Source organism: Streptosporangium sp. NPDC000095, from assembly GCF_042899335.1.
Taxonomy (GTDB): domain Bacteria; phylum Actinomycetota; class Actinomycetes; order Streptosporangiales; family Streptosporangiaceae; genus Streptosporangium.
Map to the genome: position 1 here is coordinate 357,290 of NZ_JBIAZS010000003.1, position 25,124 is coordinate 382,413.

Consider the following 25,124-nt stretch of genomic DNA (forward strand, 5'->3'; position numbering starts at 1 on the left):
TCAGCTCCGTGTTTCGAGTGCCTTGAGATAGCCGCCGGAGGGGGCGACCCAGCCGAAGATGCCGCCCTGGGCGGCGATCATTTCGAGCCCGTACCGCTGGAACTCGGCGAAGTACGAGCCCACGCAGTCGGACAGGACCAGGCACTCGTAACCCCGGTCGTTCGCCTCGCGAACGGTGGTGTGCACGCACACCTCGGTCGTGACGCCGGTGACGATCAGACTGCGGATGTCCGCCGCCCGCAGGGTCCGGTCCAGGTCGGTGGAGTGGAAGGAGCCCTTGCCCGGCTTGTCGACGACGAGTTCGCCCTCGACGGGGGCGAGCTCGTCGATGATGTCGTGGCCGTACTCGCCGCGGATCAGGATCCGTCCCTTGGGACCCGGATCCCCGATGCGCAGCGAGGGGGTGCCGCGGTTGAGCTTGGCGGGCGGGCAGTCGGACAGGTCGGGCAGGTGCCCCTCACGGGTGTGGATGACGGTCATTCCCGCCGCGCGGGTGGCGGCCAGCACCTCCTGGAGCGGCGGGATGACCCGCCGCAGCATGGACACGTCGTTGCCCAGGGTCTCCCCGAAACCCCCGGGCTCGACGAAGTCCCGTTGCATGTCGATGAGCAGCAGCGCTGTATGTCGGGGATCGAACCCGTATGCGTACGGCTCGGCCTCGACGAGAAGCGGATCGGACACGTTGACTCCGTTCCTCGGATCCTCCTTTTGTCGATTGTCGACAGAATTATGTCGGCGGCTTTCCCGTCCGGTTACGCTTCTGTTAGCGGCCTGTACCAGAGCGTGATCGTGTCCGGTGCGCGCCTCTCCCGCGGTCGAGCGTCCGGCCGATGCGTGACAGCGCCCCCGCGCCCCCGCGGCTCTGCGCCCCCGCGCCCCCGCGGACGGCCGACAGCCGACGGGCGTGAGCGCGGCGGTCGGCCGGCACCCGCGCCCTACGTCGAGAGGAGCCGGACGGGACGGGTGGAACCCGATGCCGTTCTAGCCGATGTAGGTGCGCGCTCCGTGCCGGGAGAGGGCGTCGAGCGCGGTGACGGGATCGCCGGAGGCGATCGCCTCGAAGAGCCGCCTGTGCCGCTCCACCCCCTCGGCCGGAGAGCGCTGCTCGGCCTCCCTGCGCAGGTTCGCGGCCATGTAGAGCTGCAGTTTCAGGATGACGGGCTCGTACGCCATCAGCAGCTGGCGGTGGCCCGCGAGCGCGACCAGCGCGAGGTGGAAGCGCCGGTGCGCCTCGTTCTCGCTGAGCGGGTCGTCCAGGCGCACCGCCGCCGCCATCCCCTCAAGCGCCTCGGCGAGCGCGGTCATGTCGTGCGTGCCGGAGAGAGGCAGCGCGGTCTCGACCGCGTAGCGTTCGAGCACGTCGCGCAGCCCGAACAGCTCGTCCACGTCGTTCCCGGTCAGCTCGGTGACGCGGGCTCCCCGCCGGGGCAGGTGCTCCACCAGCCCCTGCTGCCCGAGCGACCGCAGTGCCTCGCGCAGCGGCGCCCGGCTGATGCCGAACCGCTGGGTGAGCTGCTCCTCGATCAGCCGCTCGCCCGGTGCGAGGGCACCGGAGAGGATCTCGTGACGGAGCCGTCGCATCGAAAGCTCGACCAGGCTGGGGTGTTTCAGCTCCCCATCGGGTTCCACCCGTCCAACTCCTCTCGACGTGTGGAACAAACTCTCTCAGAGAACGGCCGGAATCCCACCCACGGGATGGTGGCGTGGTCGGGTGTTCCGGTCGAGGGCCGGTCGGGAGCGGGCGCTCCAGCCGTCCTCACAGCTCGGGTGGAGTCTGCTCGCCCGCCCAGTCCAGGAGCCGTGCCGCGGTCTGGAAACGCCGGTCGCCGTTGGACTCGCCGAGGATGACGCCGATGAACCGGTGGCCCTCGCGGTCGGCGGCGAAGGACAGGCAGTATCCGGCGGCGCTGGTGTAGCCGGTCTTCAGGCCCGTCACCCCGGGTGTCTTGCCGAGCAGTTTGTTGGAGTTGGTCCAGGTATGCGCCCGGTGCACCTTGGACTTCGCCACGAGGTGGCGCCTGGTGGACGCGATGATCCGCAGCACCGGGTCGCGCAGCGCGAGGTCGGCCAGCTTCGCCTGGTCCAGGGCGGTGGAGTAACCGGGCCCCGGCTTCGGCAGGCCGTCGGGAGTGGCGTAACGGGTGTCGACGAGCCCCATGGAGCGGGCCGTGGCGTTCATCTTCGCCACGAACCTCGTGCTGCCGGGCCCGTAGACGCGGGCCAGGGCGTGTGAGGCGTCCGCCCCCGAGGGGAGCATGACCGCGTACAGCAGGTCCCGCACGGTGAGTCGCTCCCCGGCGCGCAGGGAGGCGTGAGTCGCGCCGTTCGCCGCCGCGTGCCGTACGTCCTCCGCCTGGACCGTGACGGTGTCGGCCAGCCGCGCCTCCCTGAGGACGACGTACGCCGTCATGATCTTGGTCAGGCTCGCCACCGGCATCCGCCTGCCCGCCTGCTTGCTCAGATGGATCGTTCCGGTGCTCGCGTCGTACAGGTACGCGGCCCGCCCCGGCACCGAGGGCACCGACGCGCGCCGGTCCCCTGCGGGCGCGAAAGCGGGTGTGGCGGTGAGGGCGGGCGTACGAAGTGTGGCGAGCGGGGCGGACACCGTGGATCCGGTGACAGAAACGCGCGCCGAAGCCCCGCCGGGCGGCGCGGAGGTCGAGATCCCCCAGGCCGGGGCAGACACCGAAGACGCGGTGCCCAGGATGAGCGCGGTGACCAGCGCGGCGCGGGCCGTGTGACCTGTTCCCCCGTGATGCATGCGAGCCATGCTGGCAGAGGCCACCGTCGATATACGGAAGTTGTCGGTTTGGCTATTGAAAAGTTGACATCTGTGGCGGGTGTTTCTCCAGTTCGCGGCGGGAGGCCCGGCGACGGCGCCACCGCACGAATCCGGCGACGAGCGCGACCGCCACCAGCGCGGCCAGGCCCGCGAGGAGCGGTGAGCGAGCGGCCAGCTCCAGCCACCCCCAGATCACCGAGTACAGGCCGAAGGAGGTCACCGGCACCCAGGTCAGGCAGCCCAGTGCGCTCGCCACGACGTACCAGGGGTAGGAGATCCGCAGCACCCCGGCCACCCAGGGCAGCGTGTGGCGCAGGCCGGGCACCCAGAAGCAGCCGTAGACGGCGAGCGCGCCCCACTTCCTGACGACGTTTTCGACCCGGGTGATGTTCTCCTGACCGATCTTGGCGCCCAGGCGCGAGGCGTAGAGCCTGGAGCCCAGGGCGTGGCCGATCCAGTAGTAGGCCTGGAACGCGCCGAACAGGGCCACGCCACCGATGATCACCCAGAGCCACAGGGGCATGCCCAGGAAGGACGCGGAGGTCGGGTCGGGGATGCCCGCCACAACAGGTCGCATTCCGAACATCACCGCCGCGGTCGTTCCAGCTGCCTTTACTTGATATTAGGGCAGGCTTACCTGAGCCGGCATGGCGGAGCCCTCCTTGGGCGCACCCGCCGGCCTGTGGGCGCACCGGCTGCAAGCGGACGTCAACTCCAAGGCAAGAACCGTGGCGTACACCTTGGGGTAACGAAAGAGGTGTCTGTCATGAGTCCGCGTAGCAGTGTGGCACCGGTGGTGGCGAGTGGAGTCGCGAGCGCACTCAAGCTGCTCGTCGCCACCCTCGCCTTCGCTGGAGCCTACCTGGGGGTGGAGGCCGCGTACGGCACTCCGGGCCAGGTGACGGCCGGTGCGCCGGCGCAGGCGCCGGTGCGGGCGGTGGAGCTGTCGTCGCGATCGATGCCCGCCACGGAGCGGGTCCCGGTCACCGTCGAGCGGGTCTCCGACACGGTCATGACGCCCGGTACGGTCACCGTCGGCGCGATCGACGCGCTCGGCCCCTGTGACCGGCCCTACCAGGCCAAAAGCCTCGTCGAGAACGACGACCCCCGGGCTGCCGTCTCCTACGGCTGGCGCCTGGAGCGCTGGAGCCCCGGCACCCGCCGCTGGCAGGCATACCTGGGCACCGGGTCCGGCTTCACCGGCGAGAGCCAGGTCGTCGAGTGGCAGCCCAGGGTCGTGAACAACCCCGGCTGGTACCGCGTCGTGCTGTCGGTCTCCGGCGAGGCCCCGCTGCGCAGCGAGAGGTTCCTCGTCAGCTGCTGATCCGACCCCGGCCTCCCGGCTGCCGATCCGTCCCGGGCCTCCCGTAGGAGAGCGGGTCTCGGTGAAGATCCCCGCCCTCGTGAGGCGTCAGCTGCCGAGTGAGCGCCGTGCCGCCTCCACCCACCGGTCCACACCGACCCGCTCGGCCACCGCGAGGGCGTTCTCGTAGTGCGGCTTCACCGCGTCGGCGAAGCCCAGCCGCAGTGCCAGGTCACCCAGCGTCAGGGCAACGGGCCAGAGCGCGACCACCCCGGTCCCCGCGCCCGCGATCCGGTCGGCGAACGGCTTCAGCGTGTCGTACGCCTCGATCATCCGCTCCCGGTCGTCCAGCAGCATGCCCGCGAGGGCCCGCCAGATCATCGCCAGCTCGTAGAGGAAGTCGGGGCGCACGGGCGTCTTCACCGCGATGACCGCCCTGGCGTCCCGATGGTGGCCGGCGGAGGCGAGAGCCACCGCGTAGGCGTCCAGGGTCCACTTGGCTCCGCGCTGGTGCGCCTCGGCGAGCGGCTCGACCATCTCGGCGGCCTGCCCGTTCACCAGGCGCAGGCAGAACGTGGTGATCAGCGGCAGGTCCTGGCGGCCCTCCAGCATCCCGGCCTTCGCGGTCAGCCGGGCGGCGTCGCGGTAGGCGCGCTCCGCCCCGGCGAAGTCACCGGCGATCATCAGGCGCTGCCCGGCGTACCAGGCGACCACGGAGGCGGGCGCGGACAGGCCGTACTGCCTGGCGAGCTTCTCGGCGGCGGCCACGTGCGCGTCGGCCTCGGCGAACGCGCCCGAGGCGGCGGCGCACTCCATCAGCACCAGGTGGGCGAGGGCCTGCACCGAGATCTGCCCGGTCGTCTTGCCGACCTCCAGCAGCTCCCTGCCGATGACCTCGCGCTCGCCCACCGGGGTGATGCCGTACGACTGGCGCAGCCGCCCGCTCAGCGCGGTCGCGAGCAGGGCGGGGTCACCGGAGCGGCGGGCCAGCTCCTCGGCCTCCAGCGAAGCCTGCTCGCCCCGGGGGGTCGCCGACCCCTCCAGCTCCAGGGCGAGGGTGGCGAGCAGGCTCGCCCGCAGCGACTGCTCGCCGGCGGGCAGCTCGACGAGCGCCTGCTCGGCGACGTCGACGATCTCCCAGGCCGTACGGGTGAAGTCGCGGGCCATGCCCTTGTGCGGCACCGCGAGCGAGGCGGCCACCCGGGCGGTGAGCTCCAGGTTGCCCAGGGGCAGCGCCGCGTCCATCGCCTCGCGCCGCCGCCTGCGGGCCGCGGCCATGTCGCCGCAGAGCGCGAGGGCCTTGATCAGCCGCAGGGTGAGCAGCAGTCGCTCCCTGGTGCTGTCGGGAGTGTGGGCGACGCCCGACCTGTCGAAGGCGGCGATGGCCTGCTCCCACAGGGTGGCCGCCTCGCGGTGGGCGAAGCGCCGCTCGGCCTGCTCGGCGGCGAGGCCCGCGTAGTGGACCGTCTTGCCGGCGGTCTCGCCGGTGCCCGCGGAGTGGTAGTGGTGGGCGAGCGCGGCCACGTCGCCGGGATTCCTGCGCTCGATCACCGAGGCGACCGCGGCGTGCAGCCGGGAGCGGCGCAGCCGGGAGGCGTCGGAGTACAGGGTGTCGCGGACCAGGTCGTGGTCGAAGCGGAGCCTGCCGGGACCGGGCTCGGTGACCAGGCCGGCGAGCAGCGCCGCCTCCACCGCGTCGACCACGGCGTCCTCGTCGCCCGAGACGTCGACGAGCACGTCCACGTCGACGTCTCGGCCGATCACCGCGGCCTGCAACAGGATCTGCTGGGCGATCGCGGGCAGCCGGGAGACGCGCCTGCGGAGCACGTCGCGGACGCCGGAGGGCACGCCGGAGATCACCTCGGCGGCCGTCGCGCGGTCGCTCACCGCCTCGGCGTCGAGCAGGCGCACCGTCTCGCGGACGAAGAAGGGGTTGCCGCCGGTGCGCTCGACGATGCTGCTGACCGCGTCCTCGTCGACCTCGCGCACGCACGTCGCCCTGACCAGCTCGGCCACCGCCTTGGTGTCGAGTCCGGTGAGGCCGACCCGCACCGGACCGAGCCTGGCCAGCGCGGCCAGCACGTCGGCCTGCTGGTCGCTGAGCTCGCTGTCCCGGCAGGTCACCACGAGCAGTACCCGGCTGGTGGCGAGCAGGCTCGGCAGCGCGCGGAGCAGCGCCAGCGTCTGGTCGTCGGCCCAGTGCAGGTCCTCCAGGGTGAGCAGGATCGGCGTCTCCTTGGCGACGGCGGCGAGATAGCCGCCCACCGCCCGGTGCAGCCGGAACCCGCCGGAGGCCTGGTCGTCGTCGGGCTCGGGGGCCGCGTCGTCGAGGAGCGGCGCCAGCAGCGAGGCGTACTCGCCGGGCCCGGCCGCGTTCACCAGGGTGCGCAGGATCTCCACCCAGGCCCAGCCGGGAGGCGTGGCGCTGCTGTCGGGGCAGGCGCCGGAGGAGATGCCCCACCCGTCGTCGGAGAGCCGCCTCATGAGCTGGCGGACCAGGGTGGTCTTGCCCGCGCCCGCGTCGCCGCTGATCACTGCGACGGTGAAGCGGCCGGTTCTCGCCGCGGCGGTGGTGAGCCTGCCCAGTTCGGCGTCGCGGCCGACGAACGGCTCGGGCTCCAGCGGGGGAAGCTCCACCTGGGCCACCGTCGGCCTGGGCGGCCAGGTCTCCGCGGCCACCTGCTGGCGCTGCCTGGACGGCGCCGAGGGGGCGAGCTGCAGGCCGGGGTCCTGGGACAGGATGTCGGACTCCAGCTTGCGCAGCGCCGGGCCGGGGTCGATGCCCAGCTCGTCGGAGAGGATCGTGCGCGCCCGGCGCAGCGCCGCCAGCGCGTCGCCCTGCCGTCCGCAGCGGTACAGGCCCAGGGCGAGCAGCCGCCAGCCCTCCTCGCGGAGCGGGTGCTCGGTGGTGAGCGCCTCCAGGTCGGGCACGGACTCGGCGGGCAGGCCCAATCGCAGGCCGCTGTCGGCGTGCCGCTCGCGGGCCACCAGGCGCAGCTCGGCGAGCCGGTTGACCTCGGCCTCGGCCCACGGCTGGTCGGCGAAGTCGGCGTAGGGGGTGCCCCGCCACATGCTCAGGGCCTTCTCCAGGCGAGCCCGCGCGGAGGCGGGGTCGTCGCCCTCCAGGTGCTCTCCCGCGGTGCGGACCAGCGTCTCGAAACGCAGCGCGTCGACCTGGTCGGGAGCGGCGCGCAGCGCGTAGCCCGAGGCCACGGTCACCAGCAGCCGGTTCGGCCCTCCACGCGGACGTCCCGGCTCCAGCACCCGGCGCAGCCGGGAGATGTAAACCTGGAGCCCCGACTGGGCGCCCTTGGCCGCATCGTCGTCCCACAGGTCGTACAGCAGTGAGTCGACGGGAACGACCTGCCCGCGCGCGACGAGCAGGCGCGCCAGGACCGCACGTTGACGGAGCCCGCCCAGGTCGAGCTCGTCTTCACCTGAATGCGCCTCGACCGGGCCGAGAACTCGGAACGCCACCATGTCAGCCGCCACGCTATGTGGGCCTTCCAATCGCATACAAGGTATTTCCCAATCTAGCGGCTGATCGACTCCTTTTCGGCGGCCGTCGCGGCGTTCTCACGCCTGCGCAGGAAGGTCCAGGCTCCCAGAGCCAGCCCGCCGAAGGGGATTTCGACAGTGTAGGTCCAGAACCCGAAAAGCAGGGCGGCGGCGGTGGCGGAGTCGAGGGGGGCGCCGAAGAAGACCAGTGCGCCGATGGTTCCGGCCTCCATGATCCCGGTACCGCTGGGAGTCACCAAGGCCGTGGTCAGGACCCTCGACAGGGCGAAGGCGGCGATCGACTGCGCCAGTCCGGGATAGGCGCCGGTCGCCTGCAGGCAGACGACGAGAATCAGCCACTGGAAACCCAGAAAGAAGATCATTCCCAGCGTGAGCCCGGCCCAGCGGTCCCTCACGATCTCGGAGGTGTCGGCCCGCAGCTTGGACAGCGCCTCGGAGGCGGAGTGCTCGCCGGGACGGATCCGGCGGGGGAGCAGACGGGTGAGGGCGTCGAGACCGCGACCCAGGACGTTCGCGGCGCGGTCCCAGTACAGGGCGGCGGTCACCACGGCGACCAGGCCCAGGATGGAGAGCGCACCCACCCAGCCCGCCCTCGTCACCGTGGGGCTGAGCGACTGCCCGCTGAACAGCAGGGCGACGATGCCCGCCGCGGGCAGCAGGAAGCGGAACAGGGTGTTCCAGATGCCGGTGGTCAGCGTGGAGACCACGACCGCCCGCGCGGGAAACCCCCAGCCCCTGGTCATCGCGAACGTCATCGCCACGCCGGCCGCGCCGCCGAAGGGGAGCAGGTTGCTCACCGCGCTGCCGCCCGCGTTCAGCGTGAGGGCCTGCAGGTGGGTCAGCCCGGGAAGGGAGGCGGTGAGCACGAACGTGTAGGCGAGGAGGCTGAGCAGCCAGACGACGGTCATCAGCGCGACCTCTCGCGGACCCAGCGCGGCGAACTGCGCGCCGATCTGCGCCCAGGAGACGTGCTTGCCCGTCAGGAGCGCCACGACCTGGGGCATGAAGAACACGAGCGTGGCGGCGAGTGCCAGCGACACGACCGACAGCCCGACCTGGAACAACCTGCTCTTCATGCGACACGACCGCTCTTCACCCGATATCCCCGACCCAGTCTGCCGCTACCGAACTCATCCTTTGGGAGGAACTTCGAAGGGGTGCCTCAGCCGGGAGCCCAGGGGGGCGTCCCTGCGGACATACCACTCGGTGCCGAAGACGAGGCGGTAAAGAGGCTGAGGGATCTTGAGCATCACCCCGAGGGTGCGGGTGTCGGCGCCGGTGGCCTGGGAGGCGTGGGCGGCCATGCTCGCCCGCTTCTGGCGGGCGAAACGCCGCACGGGGACCCGGTGGGTGATCACCTCACCGGGGGAGTACGCCCGCTCGAAGGCCCGGATGTCGAGCTGCGGATAGAACCTCCTCGCGAGCCGCAGCCCCCGCAGCAGGGGGTCGCGGTTGACGGTCGCCTCCAGCACGATCGGGGTCTTCGCGATCTCGGCCGCCCTGCCGCCGACCCGGTGCACCTGGACGTGGTCGGGGTGGCCGTAGCCGCCCGCGGGGTCGTAGGTCGTCAGTAGGTCGGCCTTCTCCTCGGTGAGGATGGCGGCGAGCCGCCGGGCGGCCTCCTCGGCGTCGGCGTCGATGAAGGCGTCGTCCGGCCGGTCGTCGGCGATCCCGCCGCCGGGGGCGAGCCCGGAGTCGCCGTAGCCGAGGTTCACCACCCGGGCGCAGCCGAGTGCCGCGGCCGACTTGTACAGCTCGGCCATGCGGGCGGCGCCCAGCGCCTCACCGGGTTCGAGGTCGGCCTGGCCTCGCTCACCCGAGGTCGCCACGACGAGGACCACCCGGTGGCCCTCGGCGGCGAGCATCGCCATGGTGCCCGCGGTCAGCAGGGCCTCGTCGTCGGGATGGGCATGAAAGAACACTGCTGTCTTGACGCTGCTGATCAGGCTCACTCCGTTCGCGCGACGCGGATGCGCCCTCAGGGGCACGCAGGCATGATCTCACGCGGGTCTACGCTGGCACGGTGAGGATCCTCCACATCAGTGACTGTTACCTGCCGCGCCTCGGCGGGATCGAGGTGCAGGTCGCCGATCTGATCCGGACGCAGCGGGAGGCGGGCCACGACGTCGAGGTGGCGACCGCCACCCCGGGGGAGAGCCTTCCCGGGGTGCACAGGATCGTCGCGAGACTCCCCTTCGACCTGCCGGTCCACCCGTTCGGTACCGGACACCTGCTCCGCCTGATCGGAGCGCGGCGGCCCGAGGTGGTGCACGTGCACACGGGGGCGGTCTCGCCGTTCGCCTGGATGGGCGTGCGGGCGGCGACCCGCGCGGGCCTGCCCGTGGTCGTCACCGTGCACAGCATGTGGGACCCGGTCACGCGGGCGCTCTACCGGGGGCTGCGGCTGCTGTTCGGGTGGCACCGCTGGGGGCTGGTGGGCACCGCGGTGAGCGAGGCCGCGGCCCTGCCGATCCGCGCGGTGGCCGGGCCCGGCGTGCCGGTGCACGTGGTCTCCAACGGCCTGGACGTCTCCGGCTGGCGCTCGGCGCACCTTCCCCCGGCTCCCCAGGCTTCCCCGCCCCTCTCGGCCCCTCCGGCTTCCCATGCCTCCCCCGCGGGAGACGTGCCGTCAGAGCGGGAAGGCGGCCCGGTACAGCCGGTGCACGTCGTCGCGGTGGGGCGGCTCGCGCCCCGCAAGCAGCCGGTCCGGTTGCTGCGGCTCCTGCGGGAGGCCCGCGCCCAGGTGCCCGCCGAGACGCCGATGCGGGCGACCGTCGTCGGGGACGGCCCGGCCCGGTCGCAGATGGAGCGCTATCTGAGGACGAACGGCATGACCGGCTGGGTCTCGCTCCCCGGCCGCTACAGCCGCGACCAGATCCGCGAGCTGCTCGCCTCGACGGACGTGTTCGTCGCCCCCGCGCCCCGTGAGTCCTTCGGGCTGGCGGCACTGGAGGCGAGAGCCGCGGGGGTGCCCGTGGTGGCGCGTGCGCAGAGCGGGGTGGCCGACTTCGTACGGCCGGGCAAGGAGGGACTCCTCGGGCGGACTTTCGACGATCTGGTCGCGTCGGTGGCGAGGCTGGTCCGCGACCGCGAGTTGCGCGAGTCGATCGCGGCGAACAACCGGGAGACCGAGCCCGTCCACAGTTCCTGGCCCGCGGTGCTCGAAGGCTTCGAACGCTGCTACGAGCAGGCGCGCGTCGGCCGGACCTGAGAGCCGGGCCCCGGATGAGAGGGCCGGTGGACGGGAGACCGAGGCGAGGGGCGGCGGACGGGAGACCGAGGCGGGGGCCGGTGTCCGGCGGGACGTCGTCGCGAGGCCGGGCGGCGGCCGGGTGGAAACGCGCAAGGCCCCTGCCGTGCGGTGGCAGGGGCCTTGCCGGAGATCGTCGGTACGGCCGCCGCGCCGCACTGCCCCCCGCAGGCGGAGCGGCGGCCGTACCCGGAGTGCCTCCTGCCGCCAGGAGGCACCGGTCCCTGGATCGTCCAAGAGGTCCAGGAGGTCTAGGCGCAGGCCTCGATGAGCTTGGTGTTCGCCTCCTGGGCCTTCGTCGCCAGCGACGTCGCGGCCGTCGCGGCCGCGGCCGGGTCGTTCGGGTCGATCTTGACCGCCTCGAACGAGGTGGCGAGGTCGGTGAGGGCGGTGGCCACCTCACCGTCGGCCGTGGCCGCGAGCGCCTTGAGGTCGGCGGCGAGCTTGGCGGTGGCGTCGTTGAACTTGGTGAGATCACCGGCGCTCGACGTGGCGGCGGTGGTGAAGTCCGCGAAGGGCTTCGACCACGCGGCCTCCGTGCAGACCGCGCTGTTTGAGGACGACCCGCCGCAGGCGGCGGTCATCGATATGAGAGCGACTCCCGCTGCGGCGACGGCGAGGTGGCGGGAGGAGAGGGCGCGGAACATTTCTGCCTTTCATTGCATTTCGTGACAGTTGGAACTGTAGGCAGGGTTCCTTGCGGATCACTTTCATGACACTTACAGGAGTGACTCCTGTGACCTGACGTGATTTTGCCCCCGCCGAGGGTAAGTGCGGGGCATGGCTGAGGCGATCGTCGATCCCGGTTCCGGTCAGCACTCGCTCAAGCGGGTCATCGGGCGCAGGGTCCTCCTTCTGTTCGTGGTGGGCGACATCCTCGGTGCCGGGATATACGCCCTGGTGGGGAAGGTCGCCGGCCACGTCGGCGGGGCGTTGTGGGTGCCCTTCCTGGTGGCCTTCGTGCTGGCGGCGCTGACGGCGACCGCCTACGCCGAACTTGTCGGCAAATATCCCCAGGCAGCCGGTGCCGCGCTTTATGCGAACAAAGCGTTCAACATTCCCTTTGTCACGTTCATTGTGGCGTTCGCGGTGTTGATGAGCGGCATCACCTCCGCGAGCGCCGCCGCGCGGGCCTTCGGCGGCGACTACCTCGGGGAGTTCGTCACGCTGCCGGTCGTCGTCGGCGCGTTCATCTTCCTCGGCCTGATCACGCTGGTGAACTTCGCCGGGATCTCCGAGTCCATCAAGGTCAACGTGGTGCTCACGATCATCGAGGCGTTCGGCCTGCTGGTGATCATCGCGATCGGGATCTTCGCCCTGCTGTCCGGCGACGGCGAACCGGCGCGGGCACTGGAGTTCCATCCGGTCAACGGCGCCTTCCTCGGGATCCTGGGCGGCACGGCTCTCGCCTTCTACGCGCTGCTCGGCTTCGAGGACTCGGTCAACCTCGCGGAGGAGGCCAAGGAGCCGCAGCGAGACTTTCCCCGCGCGCTCTTCGGCGGCCTGACCATCGCGGCGGTCATCTACCTGGGGGTCGCGTTCACGGCGACCATGCTGGTCGACACCAAGACGCTGATGGACTCGTCCGGTCCGTTGCTCGAGGTCGTCAAGGTCGCCGGGCTGGCGTTCCCGCCCAAGTTGTTCGCCCTCATCGCGCTGCTCGCGGTGGGCAACACCGCGCTGATCAACATGCTCATGGCCTCGCGCCTGGTCTACGGCATGGCGCGTGAGGGAATCGTGCCCAAGATCTTCGGGACGGTCCATTCGACGAGGTCCACCCCGTGGGTGGCGATCGTCTTCACCGTGGGCGTCGCGGCGGTGCTCGTCGCCACCGGCGACATGAGCGACCTGGCGGACACCACGGTGCTGCTGTTGCTGTGCGTCTTCGCGATAGTGAACGTGGCCGTGCTGATCCTCCGCAAGGACCGTGTCGATCACGATCACTTCCGGGCGCCGAGCTGGATGCCGGTTCTCGGGGCGGTGGTCTGTCTCGTCCTGACGTTGCCGATCACCGGCAGGGACGCGGACGTCTATCTCCGCGCGGGGGTCCTGCTCGCGATCGGTGCGGTCCTCTGGTTCGTCAACCGGTTGTTCCTGTCAGAAGGGCAGGGCCCGTCCTGAGGGGGTGCGGAGGTCCAGAGCGATGGGTTTCCGTGGCGGCCGGGGCTTTTGGAGGATAAGAACCTTTTTCATGTGATACTCCCTCTTTGTTGGAGTTTGAGAGAGACTACGTCAACTGACCGACTTTTTCACGGATTTTTTACCCAGCTCGTGTTGATCTGTACCGGCCGGACGGGGTGCGAGTGTGCCGGGCGGCGTGATCGCGCGGATGTCGGGGCCCGAGAGGGCGGGGGGCAGCGAAAGGGAGGTCTGACCTTCGGTGTCCCGGCTGCGGCGTCGAGGGCTCTGTCGTGGCGTTTGGGAGAAATAGTCCGCCATGTCCGCAGACTAGGAGGCCGATGTTTCCGGCAGGGACACCGTTTGTTCCAAGTCCGCGACCTTGGCGGCGATCTCCGGGGCGATGACGGTCCGGTGGCGGCGGCGATGCCGACGGTGCCGGCGGACTCGGGGAGTCTCAGGAGTCCCGGGAATCCCGGAGGTCTCAGCGGCGGAGCACGAAGGCCTTCTCGTCGTCGCCCACGCCGACCGAGCCCACCGCCCACAGCGTTTCGCTGCCCGGCACCCAGGTCAGGACGGCGCCGCCCACGTCGTCGGTCTCCTCGTACTGCTGGGTGGCGGCGTAGGTGCGAAACAGCGGGCCGTACTCGCGTGACCAGGCGGTGCCGTCGAAGTGGAGGATGAGCGCCTGTCCGGCGTGGTCGGCGTCGACGCCGCTGATCCACACGTCGGAGCCGGAGGCGGTGACCCCGTACAGGCCTCCCCGGGAGACCGGCACCTCGACCCGCGTCCAGCGGGTCCCGTCCCAGCGCATGACGAGCGGCTGCGCCCCCTCGGCACCTCGCGTCTCCGACCCGGTCTCCTGGCCGGTCGAGACCCGTCCGACCGCCCACACCTCCGACGGCGAGACCTGCCAGACCGCGCTGAGACGACCGCCTTGGACCGGCGGCGTCTCCAGGCTCTCCCATGATCCGGCGGTGCCGCGCCAGACCAGCGGGGTGCGGGTCTCGCTCGTTCCCACCGCCCAGACGTGCCCCTGCCCGGAGGTGATCGCCTCGAAGGTGCCCTGCGTGGTCAGCGCGTTGCGGAAACCGCCGTCCGCCCACTCGAGGACGACCGCGCCCGAGGGGCCGTTCGCGGCGAACCACGTGCCGCCGCCTGTCGCGACGTCGGCCAGCCGGTAGTCCTCGGCCACCCCGAAGGGCCGGTGCGGGCTCCACGCCTGCCCGTTCCAGTGCGCGGCGAACGCGCTCGGGCCGTTGCCCACCACCCAGACGTCGTCGGGCCCGGCCGCGCCGACCCCCTCCAGGTGGTGGACGTCGGCCTCGCCGCCCAGGGAGATCTCCCTCCAGCGGCTCCCGTTCCAGCGAAGGACGGCGGGCGTGCCCTCCCGGTCCTCCGCGCCGTCCTGGTATCCGACGGCCCAGGCGTCGCGGGGCCCGGTCGCCGCCACGTCGAGCAACGCCGTCGCGCCCGGCAGGTTCGCGCCGCCCACGGCCGTCCACTCGGCGGACGCGGCGACCGCCCCGGTCGCCGCCGGGGTCGCCTGACTCGCCGACGGGGTCTCCGGCGCCGGGTTCGGAGAACTGGGAGCAGGGGAGGCGGGGGCCGGCGAGGCGGTGCCGCCCGGTGCGACGGTGGGTTCGGGCGTCGCGGGGGCACCTCCGCACGCGGCGATCAGGAGCGTACCGACGACCATGACCGCCATCGGGCGCGCTTTCACCATGTCCCCATTGTTCCGCATGCCTTCGCGATCCGGTCGTGCTCCGCGTGATTAGACCCGCCTGGTCGGGGCACCGGGGACGTAGGCGGGAGAGGATGTCGATGGCGAAGGCTGAAGAGGGCGGCAGACTCCGTGTTCGAGCCGACGAACACCGTGATTTCATCGCCCTGCACGCGGTGGGGGCACTGGACTACGGGTCCTCGCCACTGCTGAAGGAACAGGCCGACGTCGCACTGGGAGCGACCGACCCCCCGCGCCTGGTGATCGATCTCACCGAGGTCACCTTCTGCGACTCCACCGGGTACGGCGTGCTCATGTACGCCCTCAACCGCGTTCGCCGGCTGGCGGGCTCACTCGTTCTCGTCGGCCCCTCCGCCGTGATGAGGCAGCGGCTGAGGCGTCTCGGGGTGGCCGACCTGTTCGACACCCGTCGTACGGTTGAAGAGGCGGTGGAAGCATTTGCCGAGGTGACATGAGTGGTCACGTTTCTCCGCACTAGAGCGATCCGCGCCGTATGAGACAGTTATGGTTGCTTGGGCAAAGGGTCGGTTCAGAAGGTTGGTCATGTTCGTGGGAGATGAGCCGGAGTCGGTTTTCACCGCCACATCCGGGCTGCACGGTACGACACTCGTCGTACGGGCGAGCGGAGAGCTTGATCACTACCACACGTCGGTGCTCCGCGAGGAGATGGGAAGGGCCTGGGGTTCCCTGCCCTCACCGAGGCTCATTCTCGACCTGTCCGCCCTGACCTTCTGCGACTCCTCCGGGATCGGCGAGCTGCTCCAGGTGCGTCACCAGGGCCTGAGCAGAGGGGTGCGGGTGATCCTCACCGGCGTTCAGGGCAACCTGGCCCGGCGTCTCAATCTCGCCGGCCTGACCCAGGTGTTCGAGGTGCTCCCCTCCGTGGCCGACGCGCTCGAGGTGGCCTGAGCCCTCGCGAACGGCCCCGGGGCGACGAGAAGACCGGCGCGGAGGAGCGCCGGAGGATCGGCCCGATCCCCGGCGGATCAGACGGCCGTCAGACGGCCTGGGTGGCGTGCTCCTGCCGCAGCCGGACACCGTCGACGCGTCCCTCGCGCTCGCGGAGGATGGTGCGGAGCACCCGCAGGCCGTCGCGGACGGCGTGCAGGTTGCTGGCGCCGTGAATGCGGCTGCGCTCGTGGCTGGGAACCTCGCGGATGACGAGACCGGCCTGGGCGGCGCGGATGTTCATGAGGGTCTCGATCTCGAAGCCGTCGCAGTCGAGGTCGAGCGCGTCGAGGTGGCGGGCCCAGAAGGCGTTGTAGCCGTAGCACAGGTCGGTGTAGCGGGTGCCGTACAGCAGGTTGGTCACCTTGGTCAGCATCGTGTTGCCGAGCGAGCGGATCGGGCTGATGTCGTCCGAGCCTCCGCCGGGGGCACAGCGAGACCCCTTGGCGAAGTCGGCTCCCTCGACCAGCGCGGTCACGAAGGAGTGGATCTCCCGGCCGTCGGTGGACCCGTCGGCGTCGATCATGACGATGATGTCACCGGTCGCGGCGGCGAACCCCTCGGTGAGAGCGTTGCCCTTGCCCTTGCCCGTCTGGCTGACGACGCGCAGCCCGGGCCGCAGGGTCCTGGCGACGGCGACGGTGTCATCGGTGGAGTTGCCGTCGACCAGGATCACCTCGTCGATCCAGGACGGCAGGGTCGCGAAGACGTGCGGGAGGTTCTCCGCCTCGTTCATGGCGGGGACGACCACGCTGACACTGAAAGGAAAAGGGGCGCTGTTCATGGCCACAGGGTTGAACACACCACCTGCAGAACACTTGAAAGCCTCTTGCAAGCCCTCACGTGACAGAGGATCGTGCCTTTTGACCTCCCCTTGGGGGTAGCGGGAGGGTCTCTTCGCCGACCGTTCCAAGGGGAGGCACGACCCGATGCGGATCGTGAGGGCTGTCAGAAGGGGAGCGTGCGACCCGAAGGGCTGCGCAGGTCGAGTGGCACCGGCTCACGGGGTGGACGCGGACGTTGTACGAGCAGGATCCTTTTCACGGTGCCGCTCCATTCTGGGCTTGATCACCGGGTGTTACCCACGCCAGGCCCAAGAATCACCTATCTCCGTATCACATGAAGAACACTGGCCACACGTTCCGCGGCCGTCGCGACGTCCTCCGCGTGGCCGATGCGCCCCGCCCAGGACAGCCAGAACCACCACTCGCCGTCCTCCTCGTGGGCGGCGAGCACGTCCTCGGTCCTGGCCGGGGCCATGGGGTTGATCACATGAAGTCGTGGATAAAGCCCTGCGGCCGACCTCAGGCGCACCTGAAAGGCGTGCGCCTCCAACTGGGTGGCCAACCGACGCAGGTGGTCGATACCTTCGCCGCGCTCTGTCATCATCCGGATCACTCCTGGCGGACACTGGTGACTTGCCTCTCTGCAGAGTGCGGTTTTGTGGCACTTGAGGCAATCGGTCCCTCCGCAACCCCCTCCGGGAACAGTGGAATAGACCGGAAAGTCATGGATGTTCCGTGGGGAAACCGCGAATAAACGGAATGCCGCGCACAGCTGCGTTTACGTTGAGGTGCGTGCTTGTTAATGTTGTGTAAACAGCAAGTGGGAGGGGCGCCGTGGCCCGAGGTGAGCATTCGCCGGCATGCGCGCGACGCTGGCGCGAGCAGGCGGCGTCCAGGCAGTGGACCCACTGGCAGACCGCGCAGGCCATTCACGGCTGCTGCGGGGTGAGCCTGCTCAAGGCACATCGGCTGGCCAGGGGCTGGTCGGCCAGGCAGTCCGTTCAGGAACTGGAGGAGCTCTGTGAGCGCCAGGACCTGGGCGAGGCGCGGGCCAGCATCGACCTGCTCAACGCCTGGGAGAACAACCGGGCACGGCCGCGCCCGCAGACCATCGATCTACTGGCTCGACTTTACCGTGCGAACGCCGTCAGGCTAGGCCTGGCCGGAGATTACTGCGAGGACGGCGGGGGCGCCAAGGTCGTGGTCGTCTCCGGTGGCGAGGGCCGCACGCCCTACCAGACGGAGGAGCGGGAACGGTCCGAAGACGACATCGAGCGGCGCGCGCTGTTCCACCACGCCCTGCTCGGCTCACGGTCGGTGATGACCGGCCGGCTGCTCGCCGAGGTCGAGCGGACCCGTCAGGACCTGGACCGTACGCTCGCCGTCTCCACCGTCTCCGAGGAGCAGCTCGACCGGCTCGACGAGCAGGTGCTGCGCTACCGGCGCGAATACATCAGCAGCGCGCCGGTGCCGATGCTCTACCGGCTGATGCTGGAGCTGTCGGACGTGCGGACGCTCTCGCTGGCCCGCCAGCCCGCGATGGCCCAGCGCCGCCTGCTCAACGCCACCGTGATGCTGGCGCTGCTCTCGGCCGACGCGCTGATGAAGCTCGGCGACACCCGCCAGGCCCACGCCTGGTACGGCACCGCGCGCAACGCCTCCGACGACATGGGCGACGTGCGGCTGCGCGCCCTCGTCCGGGCACAGCAGGCGATGCTCCCCTACTACTACGGCGACCTCGCCGAGACCGTGCGGCTCGCCCGCGAGGCCAGGATGCTCGCCGGCAGCGCCCCCAGCTCACCGGCGGCGCTCGGCGCGGCGGCGGAGGCGCGGGCGCTGGCACGGATGGGCGAGCACAAGGCCGCGAGGGTCGCGCTGGCCGAGGCGGAGCGCATCTTCGCCAAGATGCCTCCCGAGGGCCACGACCACCTGGCCTTCCGCTTCTCCGAGCGGCGGCTGCAGTTCTACCGGATCGGCACCCTGATCGAGCTCGGCGAGGACGTCGACTGGAACCCGGGACCCGCGGGGCCCTCGGTGCCGTACGCGATCGACCCGGTCCTCCTCCTGCTCGACCAGGCCGCGCACCTGGTCCGCGACGGCAAGGTCGAGGACGCCTGCCACCTGGCCGAGAAGGCCCTGCTCCAGGTTCCGCCGGAACACCGTACCTCCATCGTGCTCAACCGAGCGAAGGCGCTGCTGTCGGAGGTGCCGCAGACCAGAAACAGGGCGGCGGCGGTGCGACGTCTGAACGACCTGGTCACCGGCGCGGCGCCGGTCAGCTGATGAACTCGCTCGCCGAGGAGGCGTTCACCGTCTTGCGGGAGGTCTGCGAGAACCTCGGCATCGACCACAGGGACGCGGAGCTGCTGAGGGTGCGCAGCAACGCCGTCTTCAAGCTGCGCAGTGAGATCGTGGTCAGGATCGCCACCGCTCCCAACGCGCTGACCCGGCTGCCGCTCGTCCTCGCGGTGGCCCGCTGGCTCGCCGAGCAGGGGTTCCCCGCGGTGCGCCCGGCCGACGAGATCTCCGAGCAGCCGGTGGTGCACGAGGGCAGGGTCGTCACCTTCTGGCACTACGTCCCGGCGAGCGGGCGTCCCACCACCACGGAGCTGGGCGAGATCCTGCGCAGCCTGCACCTGCTGCCGGTGCCGCCGGTGGCGTTGCGGCGTTTCGTCGACCCGCTGTGCGAGGTGCGTCGCGCCGTGGACCGCTCCGAAGAGCTCACCGCCTGCCAGCGGGCGTGGCTGCGCGACCGCATCGCGGAGCTGACGGAGCGCTGGTCGGATCTCGGCATGGACGACTCGCCGGTGCTGCTGCACGGCGACGCGTGGATCGACAACCTGCTGCGCTGCACGGACGGGCACGTGGTGCTCTGCGACTGGGACGGCGTCGCGGTCGGGCCTCGCGAGTGGGACCTGGTCCACACCTACCACGGCCAGCGGCGCTTCGGCCTGACCGCCGCCGACGTGGACGCCTTCGCCGACGCGTACGGCAGCGACCTGCGCTCCTGGCCGGGATACTCCACCCTCATGGAGGTGAGGGACATCTACGCGGTGGGAATCCACATCCGCAACGCCGCCGCCGACCCCTTCTCCCGGCGCGAGCTTCCCCGAAGACTGAATTCCCTCACCCGAGGTGAGCAACATGCCCGGTGGTACATGGCCGAACCCGTTAGTGTCTCCCAGTAAAAATCTTCAAACGGGGGCACAAGATGCCAAAGGTCACACTGCGCAACACCTTCCACGTACAGAACACCGCGGCGGCGGTCCGTGCCCACCTGAGCCAGCCGCAGAGCTACGTAGGCCTCTCGCCGATGGTGGTCGCGGTCAAGGACGTCGAGCAGGGGGAGTCGGAGACCCGCTACACCTCGGTGGAGCGGTTCAGGTTCTTCGGTCTCGTCAAGTACGACAACATGATCAAGGTGACGCTGCGGAGCACGCCGCGGACCGTCGAGGGTGAGGTCGACAGTCCCGGAGGGGTGCGCCTGGACTACCGGTTCACCCTCAGCGAGAAGAACGGGGGCACCGAGGTCGAGGACATCCTCGTGGTGCACGCCTGGGCGAGGCCGATGCTGGGTTACGCCGCGAAGAAGGCCCGAGAGGTGCAGCTCGCCCGCGCCGGGATCCTCGCCGCCCGCCTCGCCTCCGCCTCCTAGGCTCGCCTTCACGATCACCGCCGTGGGGGCGGCGGGTGAGGATCTAGGGTGGGAGACGTGAGGGCGCCCACGGTCACCGGGAAGGTCATGGCCATCCTCGGCGCGTTCCTGCCGGGAGACGTGCGGCTGACACTCACCGAGATCTGCCGTCGCGCCGAGCTGCCTCCCGCCACCGGCCACCGGCTGGTCAAGGAGCTGGCGGAGGGCGGGTTCGTGGAACGGCTCCCCGACGGCTCCTACCGGATAGGGATGCTCCTGTGGCAGATCGGTGCCCAGGCCGCGGAGCCGAGGGAGCTGCGCGAGCTCGCCCTGCCGTACATGGCGGACCTCTACGCCGCCACCCGCGAGAACGTGCAGCTCGCGGTGCTCCGCGACGACCGGGCGCTGTACGTCGAGCGACTGCGCGGGCCCACCTCCGTGCCGGTCGTCTCGCGCGTGGCGGGGGAGTTGCCGCTGCACGCGACCGGAGTGGGAAAGGTGCTGCTCGCCTTCGCGGATCCGGAGACGGTGGAGCGGGTGCTCGCCGGAGGGCTCACCTCGCACGCGCCGAACACGGTGGTGGACCCGGCGCGGCTCCGCGGTGAGCTGGAGGAGGTCCGCAGGACCGGGATCGCCTGCACACAGGAGGAGATGTCGGTCGGCACCTGCTCGGTCGCGGTGCCGGTACGGGGCGCGGGCGGCCGGGTGGTGGCGGCGCTGTCGCTGGTGGCCTGGCGGCACACCGCCGATCCGCGACGGCTGGCACCGGTCGTGCTGACCGCGGCCGCCGCGCTCTCCCGCGACCTCGTCGCCGTGCTCCGCTGAGCGTCCGTCCTCGCCTCCCCGGTTCCCCCTCCTTCCGCCGAGTGCGGCGTTCCCCCCGCCGAGCGGAGCTTTTCTCGTCGCTTTCCGCTGAGCGGAAGGGGGCGGTATGCGCGGGCGGACGGTACGCGATGCTCGACGCATGCGAACTCAGGTCGGGATCGTCGGCGCGGGACCCGCCGGGCTGCTCCTCTCCCATCTGCTGCACCTGCGGGGCATCGACTCGGTGGTCCTGGAGGCGCGGAGCAGACAGTACGTCGAGCAGCGCGTGCGGGCCGGGGTGCTGGAGCAGGGCACGGTGGACGTGCTCAACGAGGCGGGGGTCGGCGACCGGATGCGCGCCGAAGGGCTGCCGCACCACGGCATCGAGCTGCGCTACGGCGGAGCCGGGCATCGCATCGCGTTCGAGAAGCTGGTCCCCGGCAGGGCCATCACCGTCTACGGGCAGCAGGAGGTCGTCAAGGACCTCATCGCCCGGCGGCTCGCCGACGGCGGGAAGATCTTCTTCGACGTCCCCGACGTCGCGCTGCACTCGCTGGAGAAGGACCCCTACCTCACCTTCGGGGGCGAGCGTCTCGACTGCGACGTCATCGCCGGGTGCGACGGCTTCCACGGGGTCTCGCGGACGTCGATCCCCGAGGGCGTCCTGTCGGTCTTCCGGCGTGACTACCCGTTCGCCTGGCTCGGCATCCTCGCGAGGGTCCCACCGTCGTCCGAGGAACTGATCTACTCCCGTAACGACCGGGGTTTCGCGCTGCACAGCATGCGCTCCGAGGAGATCAGCCGCTTCTACCTCCAGGTGCCGCCGGACGCCTCGCTCGACGACTGGCCGGACGAGCGGATCTGGGCCGAACTGCGGGCACGCCTGGAGACGGTACCCGGGTTCACGCTCGCCGAGGGGCCGATCATCTCCAGGGACCTGTCGGCGATGCGCTCGTTCGTCGCCGAGCCGATGCGCCACGGCAACCTCTACCTCGCCGGGGACGCCGCCCACATCGTGCCGCCCACCGGGGCGAAGGGGCTCAACCTGGCCGTCGCCGACGTCCGGCTGCTGACCAGGGCACTGGACGAGTTCTACACGAAGGGTTCCACCGGGCTGCTGGACACCTACTCCGCCGACTGTCTCAGGCGCGTCTGGCGTGCCCAGCACTTCTCCTGGTGGATGACGACGCTGCTGCACACCTTCGACGCCGACGACCCCTACGGGGGACGCCTGCAGACCTCCCACCTCGACTACGTCACCTCCTCGGAGGCCGCCGCGACCACGCTCGCGGAGAACTACGTCGGCCTGCCCTTCGACTCCTGAGCCCGTGTCCCCTCGCGAGCCCACGCCACGTCACACGGGCGGGCCGCTCCTCCGTGTCCCCGCCGGTGCGGCCCGTCGCGGCGCCGGAGGGGGAAGCGGTCCCGGCTGTTCGACGTCCGCCTCCGGGGTGACGGCGGGAGGGCGTTCTGCGCCCGCCGGACTCAGTACCTGCCGGACTCCGCGCCCGTCGGAATCAGCGCTCGCCGGGGCGGACGAGGCCGTGCTCGTAGGCGTACCTGACCGCCTCGACACGGTCGCGCAGGGCGAGTTTGGCGAGCAGACGGTTGACGTGGGTGCCGACCGTGGACTCGGCGACGAAGAGGGTCGCGGCGATCTCCGAGTTGTTCAGGCCGCGGCCGATCAGGGTGAGGACCTCCCGCTCCCGAGGGGTGACGGTCGGCGGGAGCGCGGGGGTGCCCACATAGCCCGCCATGACCCGGGCGGTGACGGCAGGGTCCAGGGTGCCCAGGCCACGCGCCGCCGTGCGGATCGCGGTGAACAACTGCTCGGGCGGCGAGGTCTTGAGCAGGAAGCCGCTCACCCCCGCGCGCAGGGCCCCGTCGAGGTTCTCGTCGGTGTCGTACGTCGTCAGGATGAGGACCTTGGGCGGGTCCTGGCCGGCCAGGAGCTCGCGGGCCGCGGCGATGCCGGACAGGCGGGGCATCGAGATGTCGAGCAGTACCAGGTCGGGGCCGAGGCGTCCGGCCGTCTCCACGGCCTCGCGCCCGTCGGCGGCCTCGCCGATCACCTGGATGTCCGGCTGGGTGCCGAGGATGAGCCGGAGCCCGCGGCGTATCACGGCCTGGTCGTCGGCGATTACCACGGTGATGGTCATTCGGCCTCCTGCCCGGATTCTCCCGCTCAACGGGCGAGTTCGTCCCCTGCGGTGGTCCGTACGGCCAGCGGGAACGAGGCGCTGACGCGGTAACCGCCGCCCTTCAGCGGCCCGGTGGCGAGCCGCCCGTGGAAGAGCGCGACCCGCTCCCGCATGCCGATCAGGCCGTGCCCGGCGCCCTGGAGTCCGATGTGGCCGTCTTTGGGGCCGTCGTCGACGACCTCCAGGTTGAGCGTACGCGGCAGGTGGGAGACGGTGACCGCGACGCGTGCCGGGCCCGCGTGCTTGAGCGTGTTGGTCAGCGCCTCCTGGATGATGCGGTAGGCCGACAGCTCCAGTCCCGCCGAGAGCGGCCGGGGCTCGCCCCGCACGGTCAGCCGCACCTCCAGCCCGGCGGCGCGCACCTGTTCCAGCAGATCCTCCAGCCGGGCCAGGCTGGGCTGCGGGGCGAGCCCGTCCTCGCCGGAGTCGGTGCGCAGCAGGCCGAGCATGCGGCGCAGCTCCTCGACCGCCTCGCGGCCGGCCTCCTCCACCACGGTGAGCGTCTCGCGTTCGACCAGCTGGTCGGGGCGGAGCATCAGCCTGGCCGCGGCGGCCTGCATGACCATCACGCTCACGCTGTGGGCGACCACGTCGTGCAACTCGCGGGCGATCCGGGTGCGCTCCTCGGCCACGGCCTCACGGGCGAGCAACTCGCCGTGCTCTCGCGCCTGGACCGCGACCTGCCGGTGCCGCCACACGGCGAAGCCCGTTCCGCCGGCGATGGAGGTCATCACCACGGCCACCGCCATGTCCCCGGGGCCGAAGGGGTGGTCGACGGCGAGCATCATCGACCCGACGAAGAGCCCGGTGACCACGAGCCCGAGCACGGTCCTGAGGTCTCGGAGGGGAACCTCGCTGACCAGGGTGAACAGCAGGATGAGCTGGGTGTAGAACTGCCAGGCGGCGGCGAGGTCGCCGAAGTACGCGAAGCTCACCGCGCTCGCCAGCGAGTAGACGGTCAGGACCGTGAACGGGGCACGGCGCCGTACGAGCACCAGGGCCGCCGCGGCCATCACCGCGACCAGCCACAGCGGGGACCGTTCGTGGTCGAAGGGCGACGCGCGCGCGCCGAGCTCCTCGGCGAGCCCGAACGCGGCCATCACCGCCGCGATCAGCCAGTCGACGGCGGTGGGCGGGAGACGACGGCTCATGAGGCGGCGGGAGGGAGGTGCGGCATGGCGTGAGGGTAAGGGGCGGGGAAGAAGGTTGACATCCGCCTTTGGGGTGATTGCGGGTCAAGGCAGGCATTGACGACGGTGAGCGGTGCGGTACGTAGTTTTCCGGCCATGTTCACACTCACCAATCCTGACGCGTTCCGTCGCGGGGTCGCGGGCGTCAGCCTCGTCCTCGCCCCACTCTGCCTGCTGCTGGGCATGATCGTCGATCCGCTGGAGTTCGGGGTCGAGGACACCCTCGGCTATGCGGAGAACCCCGGGGCCGCCGGGGTGAGCGCGACGCTCCTGCACTACGCCTGGGTGCTCTGGGTGCCCGGAGTGATCGGCATGGTCCACCTCGTCCGGCGCAGAGGGGTCGTCCTCGCCCACCTGGCCGGAGCGGCCGCCGTGATCGGTCTGATCAACTTCTCCTCGCTGATGATCTCCGACTTCTTCGACATCGTGCTCTACCAGCAGCTCCCCGAGGAGACGGCGACGAAGATCCTGCAGGACGCCGCACAGCCCGCGCTGATCTTCGCCTGGCAGATCCCGGGCATGCTCGGCTCCTTCCTCGGCCTGGTCCTGGTGGCCGTGGCGTACACCCGCGCGGGCCGGGCCGGGTGGTGGTTCCCGGCCGGTGTGTTCGCCGGGCTGGTGGTCTGGGTGATCGGCGCGCGGCTGTGGAATCCGCTGCTCGGCTACTCGGGCCCGCTTCTCCTGCTGGTCGTCTTCGGCGCGGTGGGCGTGGCGATGATCCGGATGAGCGACGAGGAGTGGAACCCGTCCCGCGCACCGGCCGTCGTGTGACCGCCTCCCGGCGACCGGCGCCCTCACGGGAGACGGGCCTCCCCCAAGGGGAACCCTGATGAGGACCGCCCTACC

At 70.9% G+C, this 25,124-nt stretch carries 25 protein-coding genes; 12 read left to right on the top strand and 13 right to left on the bottom strand.

Annotated features, from left to right (window positions below; all coding sequences use genetic code 11):
- From ACFY3V_RS09905 to ACFY3V_RS09915, 3 genes are all read right to left on the bottom strand, one after another.
- The gene (locus tag ACFY3V_RS09905) at positions 1-681 is read right to left on the bottom strand and encodes an isochorismatase family cysteine hydrolase (protein WP_362899785.1); all 681 of its coding nucleotides are present in this window, start codon (positions 679-681) and stop codon (positions 1-3) included.
- A gap of 300 nt (positions 682-981) precedes the next feature.
- Positions 982-1,629, bottom strand: coding sequence for a GntR family transcriptional regulator (locus ACFY3V_RS09910; RefSeq protein WP_350945271.1), 648 nt, complete (start codon positions 1,627-1,629; stop codon positions 982-984).
- Between the two features lie 127 nt (positions 1,630-1,756).
- Positions 1,757-2,605, bottom strand: a complete 849-nt coding sequence (locus ACFY3V_RS09915; RefSeq protein ID WP_362899788.1) for a D-alanyl-D-alanine carboxypeptidase family protein — start codon at positions 2,603-2,605, stop codon at positions 1,757-1,759.
- Between the two features lie 10 nt (positions 2,606-2,615).
- On the opposite strand from ACFY3V_RS09915, the gene ACFY3V_RS09920 reads away from it, so the two are divergent.
- A complete protein-coding gene (locus tag ACFY3V_RS09920) occupies positions 2,616-2,741 on the top strand; it encodes a hypothetical protein (protein ID WP_389771878.1) in 126 nt (41 codons plus the stop codon).
- Positions 2,742-2,813: 72 nt separating this feature from the next.
- Here ACFY3V_RS09920 and ACFY3V_RS09925 read toward each other — a convergent pair whose 3' ends face one another.
- On the bottom strand, positions 2,814-3,359 hold the full coding sequence (locus ACFY3V_RS09925; RefSeq protein ID WP_350945273.1) for a VTT domain-containing protein: 546 nt from the start codon (positions 3,357-3,359) through the stop codon (positions 2,814-2,816).
- A 189-nt stretch (positions 3,360-3,548) separates the two neighbouring features.
- On the opposite strand from ACFY3V_RS09925, the gene ACFY3V_RS09930 reads away from it, so the two are divergent.
- A complete protein-coding gene (locus ACFY3V_RS09930) occupies positions 3,549-4,106 on the top strand; it encodes a hypothetical protein (RefSeq protein ID WP_389771881.1) in 558 nt (185 codons plus the stop codon).
- Between the two features lie 87 nt (positions 4,107-4,193).
- Here the strand turns inward: ACFY3V_RS09930 and ACFY3V_RS09935 are convergent, their stop codons facing one another.
- The 3 genes from ACFY3V_RS09935 to ACFY3V_RS09945 are packed head-to-tail and all read right to left on the bottom strand — an operon-like array spanning position 4,194 to position 9,592.
- Positions 4,194-7,577, bottom strand: a complete 3,384-nt coding sequence (locus tag ACFY3V_RS09935; RefSeq protein WP_362899794.1) for a BTAD domain-containing putative transcriptional regulator — start codon at positions 7,575-7,577, stop codon at positions 4,194-4,196.
- 41 nt (positions 7,578-7,618) lie between these two features.
- A complete protein-coding gene (locus ACFY3V_RS09940) occupies positions 7,619-8,680 on the bottom strand; it encodes a lysylphosphatidylglycerol synthase transmembrane domain-containing protein (RefSeq protein WP_362899796.1) in 1,062 nt (353 codons plus the stop codon).
- A 54-nt stretch (positions 8,681-8,734) separates the two neighbouring features.
- A complete protein-coding gene (locus tag ACFY3V_RS09945) occupies positions 8,735-9,592 on the bottom strand; it encodes a PIG-L family deacetylase (protein ID WP_350945277.1) in 858 nt (285 codons plus the stop codon).
- 35 nt (positions 9,593-9,627) lie between these two features.
- On the opposite strand from ACFY3V_RS09945, the gene ACFY3V_RS09950 reads away from it, so the two are divergent.
- Positions 9,628-10,815 (top strand): glycosyltransferase family 4 protein, encoded by a 1,188-nt coding sequence (locus ACFY3V_RS09950; protein ID WP_389771886.1) that lies wholly within the window; start codon positions 9,628-9,630, stop codon positions 10,813-10,815.
- A 290-nt stretch (positions 10,816-11,105) separates the two neighbouring features.
- On the opposite strand, the gene ACFY3V_RS09955 is transcribed toward ACFY3V_RS09950, so the two are convergent.
- Positions 11,106-11,501 (bottom strand): hypothetical protein, encoded by a 396-nt coding sequence (locus tag ACFY3V_RS09955; RefSeq protein WP_389771889.1) that lies wholly within the window; start codon positions 11,499-11,501, stop codon positions 11,106-11,108.
- 133 nt (positions 11,502-11,634) lie between these two features.
- Between ACFY3V_RS09955 and ACFY3V_RS09960 the strand changes: the two genes are divergently transcribed.
- Entirely contained in the window at positions 11,635-12,975 is a 1,341-nt protein-coding gene (locus tag ACFY3V_RS09960; protein ID WP_362899806.1) for an APC family permease, read from the top strand.
- Between the two features lie 481 nt (positions 12,976-13,456).
- Here ACFY3V_RS09960 and ACFY3V_RS09965 read toward each other — a convergent pair whose 3' ends face one another.
- Positions 13,457-14,698, bottom strand: coding sequence for a hypothetical protein (locus tag ACFY3V_RS09965; protein WP_389771893.1), 1,242 nt, complete (start codon positions 14,696-14,698; stop codon positions 13,457-13,459).
- 98 nt (positions 14,699-14,796) lie between these two features.
- On the opposite strand from ACFY3V_RS09965, the gene ACFY3V_RS09970 reads away from it, so the two are divergent.
- Both ACFY3V_RS09970 and ACFY3V_RS09975 read left to right on the top strand, forming a co-directional pair.
- Positions 14,797-15,171 carry an STAS domain-containing protein gene (locus tag ACFY3V_RS09970; RefSeq protein WP_362899810.1) on the top strand — a complete coding sequence of 125 codons (375 nt, stop codon included), beginning with the start codon at positions 14,797-14,799 and terminating at the stop codon, positions 15,169-15,171.
- A gap of 88 nt (positions 15,172-15,259) precedes the next feature.
- Positions 15,260-15,625, top strand: coding sequence for an STAS domain-containing protein (locus tag ACFY3V_RS09975; protein WP_350945283.1), 366 nt, complete (start codon positions 15,260-15,262; stop codon positions 15,623-15,625).
- An 88-nt stretch (positions 15,626-15,713) separates the two neighbouring features.
- Here ACFY3V_RS09975 and ACFY3V_RS09980 read toward each other — a convergent pair whose 3' ends face one another.
- Complete coding sequence (locus ACFY3V_RS09980) at positions 15,714-16,448, bottom strand: glycosyltransferase family 2 protein (protein ID WP_389771898.1); 735 nt, start codon at positions 16,446-16,448, stop codon at positions 15,714-15,716.
- Positions 16,449-16,768: 320 nt separating this feature from the next.
- A complete protein-coding gene (locus ACFY3V_RS09985; RefSeq protein WP_350945285.1) occupies positions 16,769-17,053 on the bottom strand; it encodes a hypothetical protein in 285 nt (94 codons plus the stop codon).
- Positions 17,054-17,283: 230 nt separating this feature from the next.
- Between ACFY3V_RS09985 and ACFY3V_RS09990 the strand changes: the two genes are divergently transcribed.
- From ACFY3V_RS09990 to ACFY3V_RS10010, 5 genes are all read left to right on the top strand, one after another.
- A complete protein-coding gene (locus ACFY3V_RS09990) occupies positions 17,284-18,732 on the top strand; it encodes a helix-turn-helix transcriptional regulator (RefSeq protein WP_350945286.1) in 1,449 nt (482 codons plus the stop codon).
- Positions 18,732-19,637 (top strand): aminoglycoside phosphotransferase family protein, encoded by a 906-nt coding sequence (locus ACFY3V_RS09995; RefSeq protein WP_350945287.1) that lies wholly within the window; start codon positions 18,732-18,734, stop codon positions 19,635-19,637. The genes ACFY3V_RS09990 and ACFY3V_RS09995 overlap by 1 nt, the downstream gene beginning before the upstream one ends.
- Positions 19,638-19,660: 23 nt before the next feature.
- Positions 19,661-20,104 carry an SRPBCC family protein gene (locus ACFY3V_RS10000; protein ID WP_350945288.1) on the top strand — a complete coding sequence of 148 codons (444 nt, stop codon included), beginning with the start codon at positions 19,661-19,663 and terminating at the stop codon, positions 20,102-20,104.
- A 57-nt stretch (positions 20,105-20,161) separates the two neighbouring features.
- A complete protein-coding gene (locus ACFY3V_RS10005; RefSeq protein WP_389771903.1) occupies positions 20,162-20,908 on the top strand; it encodes an IclR family transcriptional regulator in 747 nt (248 codons plus the stop codon).
- Between the two features lie 139 nt (positions 20,909-21,047).
- Entirely contained in the window at positions 21,048-22,211 is a 1,164-nt protein-coding gene (locus ACFY3V_RS10010) for a 4-hydroxybenzoate 3-monooxygenase (protein WP_389771906.1), read from the top strand.
- A 193-nt stretch (positions 22,212-22,404) separates the two neighbouring features.
- Here ACFY3V_RS10010 and ACFY3V_RS10015 read toward each other — a convergent pair whose 3' ends face one another.
- Both ACFY3V_RS10015 and ACFY3V_RS10020 read right to left on the bottom strand, forming a co-directional pair.
- A complete protein-coding gene (locus ACFY3V_RS10015; RefSeq protein WP_362899819.1) occupies positions 22,405-23,046 on the bottom strand; it encodes a response regulator transcription factor in 642 nt (213 codons plus the stop codon).
- Between the two features lie 26 nt (positions 23,047-23,072).
- Entirely contained in the window at positions 23,073-24,239 is a 1,167-nt protein-coding gene (locus ACFY3V_RS10020; protein ID WP_389771910.1) for a sensor histidine kinase, read from the bottom strand.
- 135 nt (positions 24,240-24,374) lie between these two features.
- Between ACFY3V_RS10020 and ACFY3V_RS10025 the strand changes: the two genes are divergently transcribed.
- Positions 24,375-25,049, top strand: coding sequence for a hypothetical protein (locus ACFY3V_RS10025; protein WP_389771913.1), 675 nt, complete (start codon positions 24,375-24,377; stop codon positions 25,047-25,049).
- Positions 25,050-25,124 lie beyond the last annotated feature (75 nt).

Excerpts from the sequence above, each read along its gene's own strand:
- ACFY3V_RS09925 (WP_350945273.1), bottom strand. The coding sequence starts at position 3,359 with ATGCGACCTGTTGTGGCGGGCATCCCCGACCCGACCTCCGCGTCCTTC.
- ACFY3V_RS09930 (WP_389771881.1), top strand. The coding sequence starts at position 3,549 with ATGAGTCCGCGTAGCAGTGTGGCACCGGTGGTGGCGAGTGGAGTCGCG.
- ACFY3V_RS09940 (WP_362899796.1), bottom strand. The coding sequence starts at position 8,680 with ATGAAGAGCAGGTTGTTCCAGGTCGGGCTGTCGGTCGTGTCGCTGGCA.
- ACFY3V_RS09955 (WP_389771889.1), bottom strand. The coding sequence starts at position 11,501 with ATGTTCCGCGCCCTCTCCTCCCGCCACCTCGCCGTCGCCGCAGCGGGA.
- ACFY3V_RS09960 (WP_362899806.1), top strand. The coding sequence starts at position 11,635 with ATGGCTGAGGCGATCGTCGATCCCGGTTCCGGTCAGCACTCGCTCAAG.
- ACFY3V_RS09965 (WP_389771893.1), bottom strand. The coding sequence starts at position 14,698 with ATGGTGAAAGCGCGCCCGATGGCGGTCATGGTCGTCGGTACGCTCCTG.
- ACFY3V_RS09970 (WP_362899810.1), top strand. The coding sequence starts at position 14,797 with ATGGCGAAGGCTGAAGAGGGCGGCAGACTCCGTGTTCGAGCCGACGAA.
- ACFY3V_RS09975 (WP_350945283.1), top strand. The coding sequence starts at position 15,260 with ATGTTCGTGGGAGATGAGCCGGAGTCGGTTTTCACCGCCACATCCGGG.
- ACFY3V_RS09980 (WP_389771898.1), bottom strand. The coding sequence starts at position 16,448 with ATGAACAGCGCCCCTTTTCCTTTCAGTGTCAGCGTGGTCGTCCCCGCC.
- ACFY3V_RS09985 (WP_350945285.1), bottom strand. The coding sequence starts at position 17,053 with ATGATGACAGAGCGCGGCGAAGGTATCGACCACCTGCGTCGGTTGGCC.
- ACFY3V_RS09995 (WP_350945287.1), top strand. The coding sequence starts at position 18,732 with ATGAACTCGCTCGCCGAGGAGGCGTTCACCGTCTTGCGGGAGGTCTGC.
- ACFY3V_RS10000 (WP_350945288.1), top strand. The coding sequence starts at position 19,661 with ATGCCAAAGGTCACACTGCGCAACACCTTCCACGTACAGAACACCGCG.
- ACFY3V_RS10010 (WP_389771906.1), top strand. The coding sequence starts at position 21,048 with ATGCGAACTCAGGTCGGGATCGTCGGCGCGGGACCCGCCGGGCTGCTC.
- ACFY3V_RS10015 (WP_362899819.1), bottom strand. The coding sequence starts at position 23,046 with ATGACCATCACCGTGGTAATCGCCGACGACCAGGCCGTGATACGCCGC.
- ACFY3V_RS10020 (WP_389771910.1), bottom strand. The coding sequence starts at position 24,239 with ATGAGCCGTCGTCTCCCGCCCACCGCCGTCGACTGGCTGATCGCGGCG.
- ACFY3V_RS10025 (WP_389771913.1), top strand. The coding sequence starts at position 24,375 with ATGTTCACACTCACCAATCCTGACGCGTTCCGTCGCGGGGTCGCGGGC.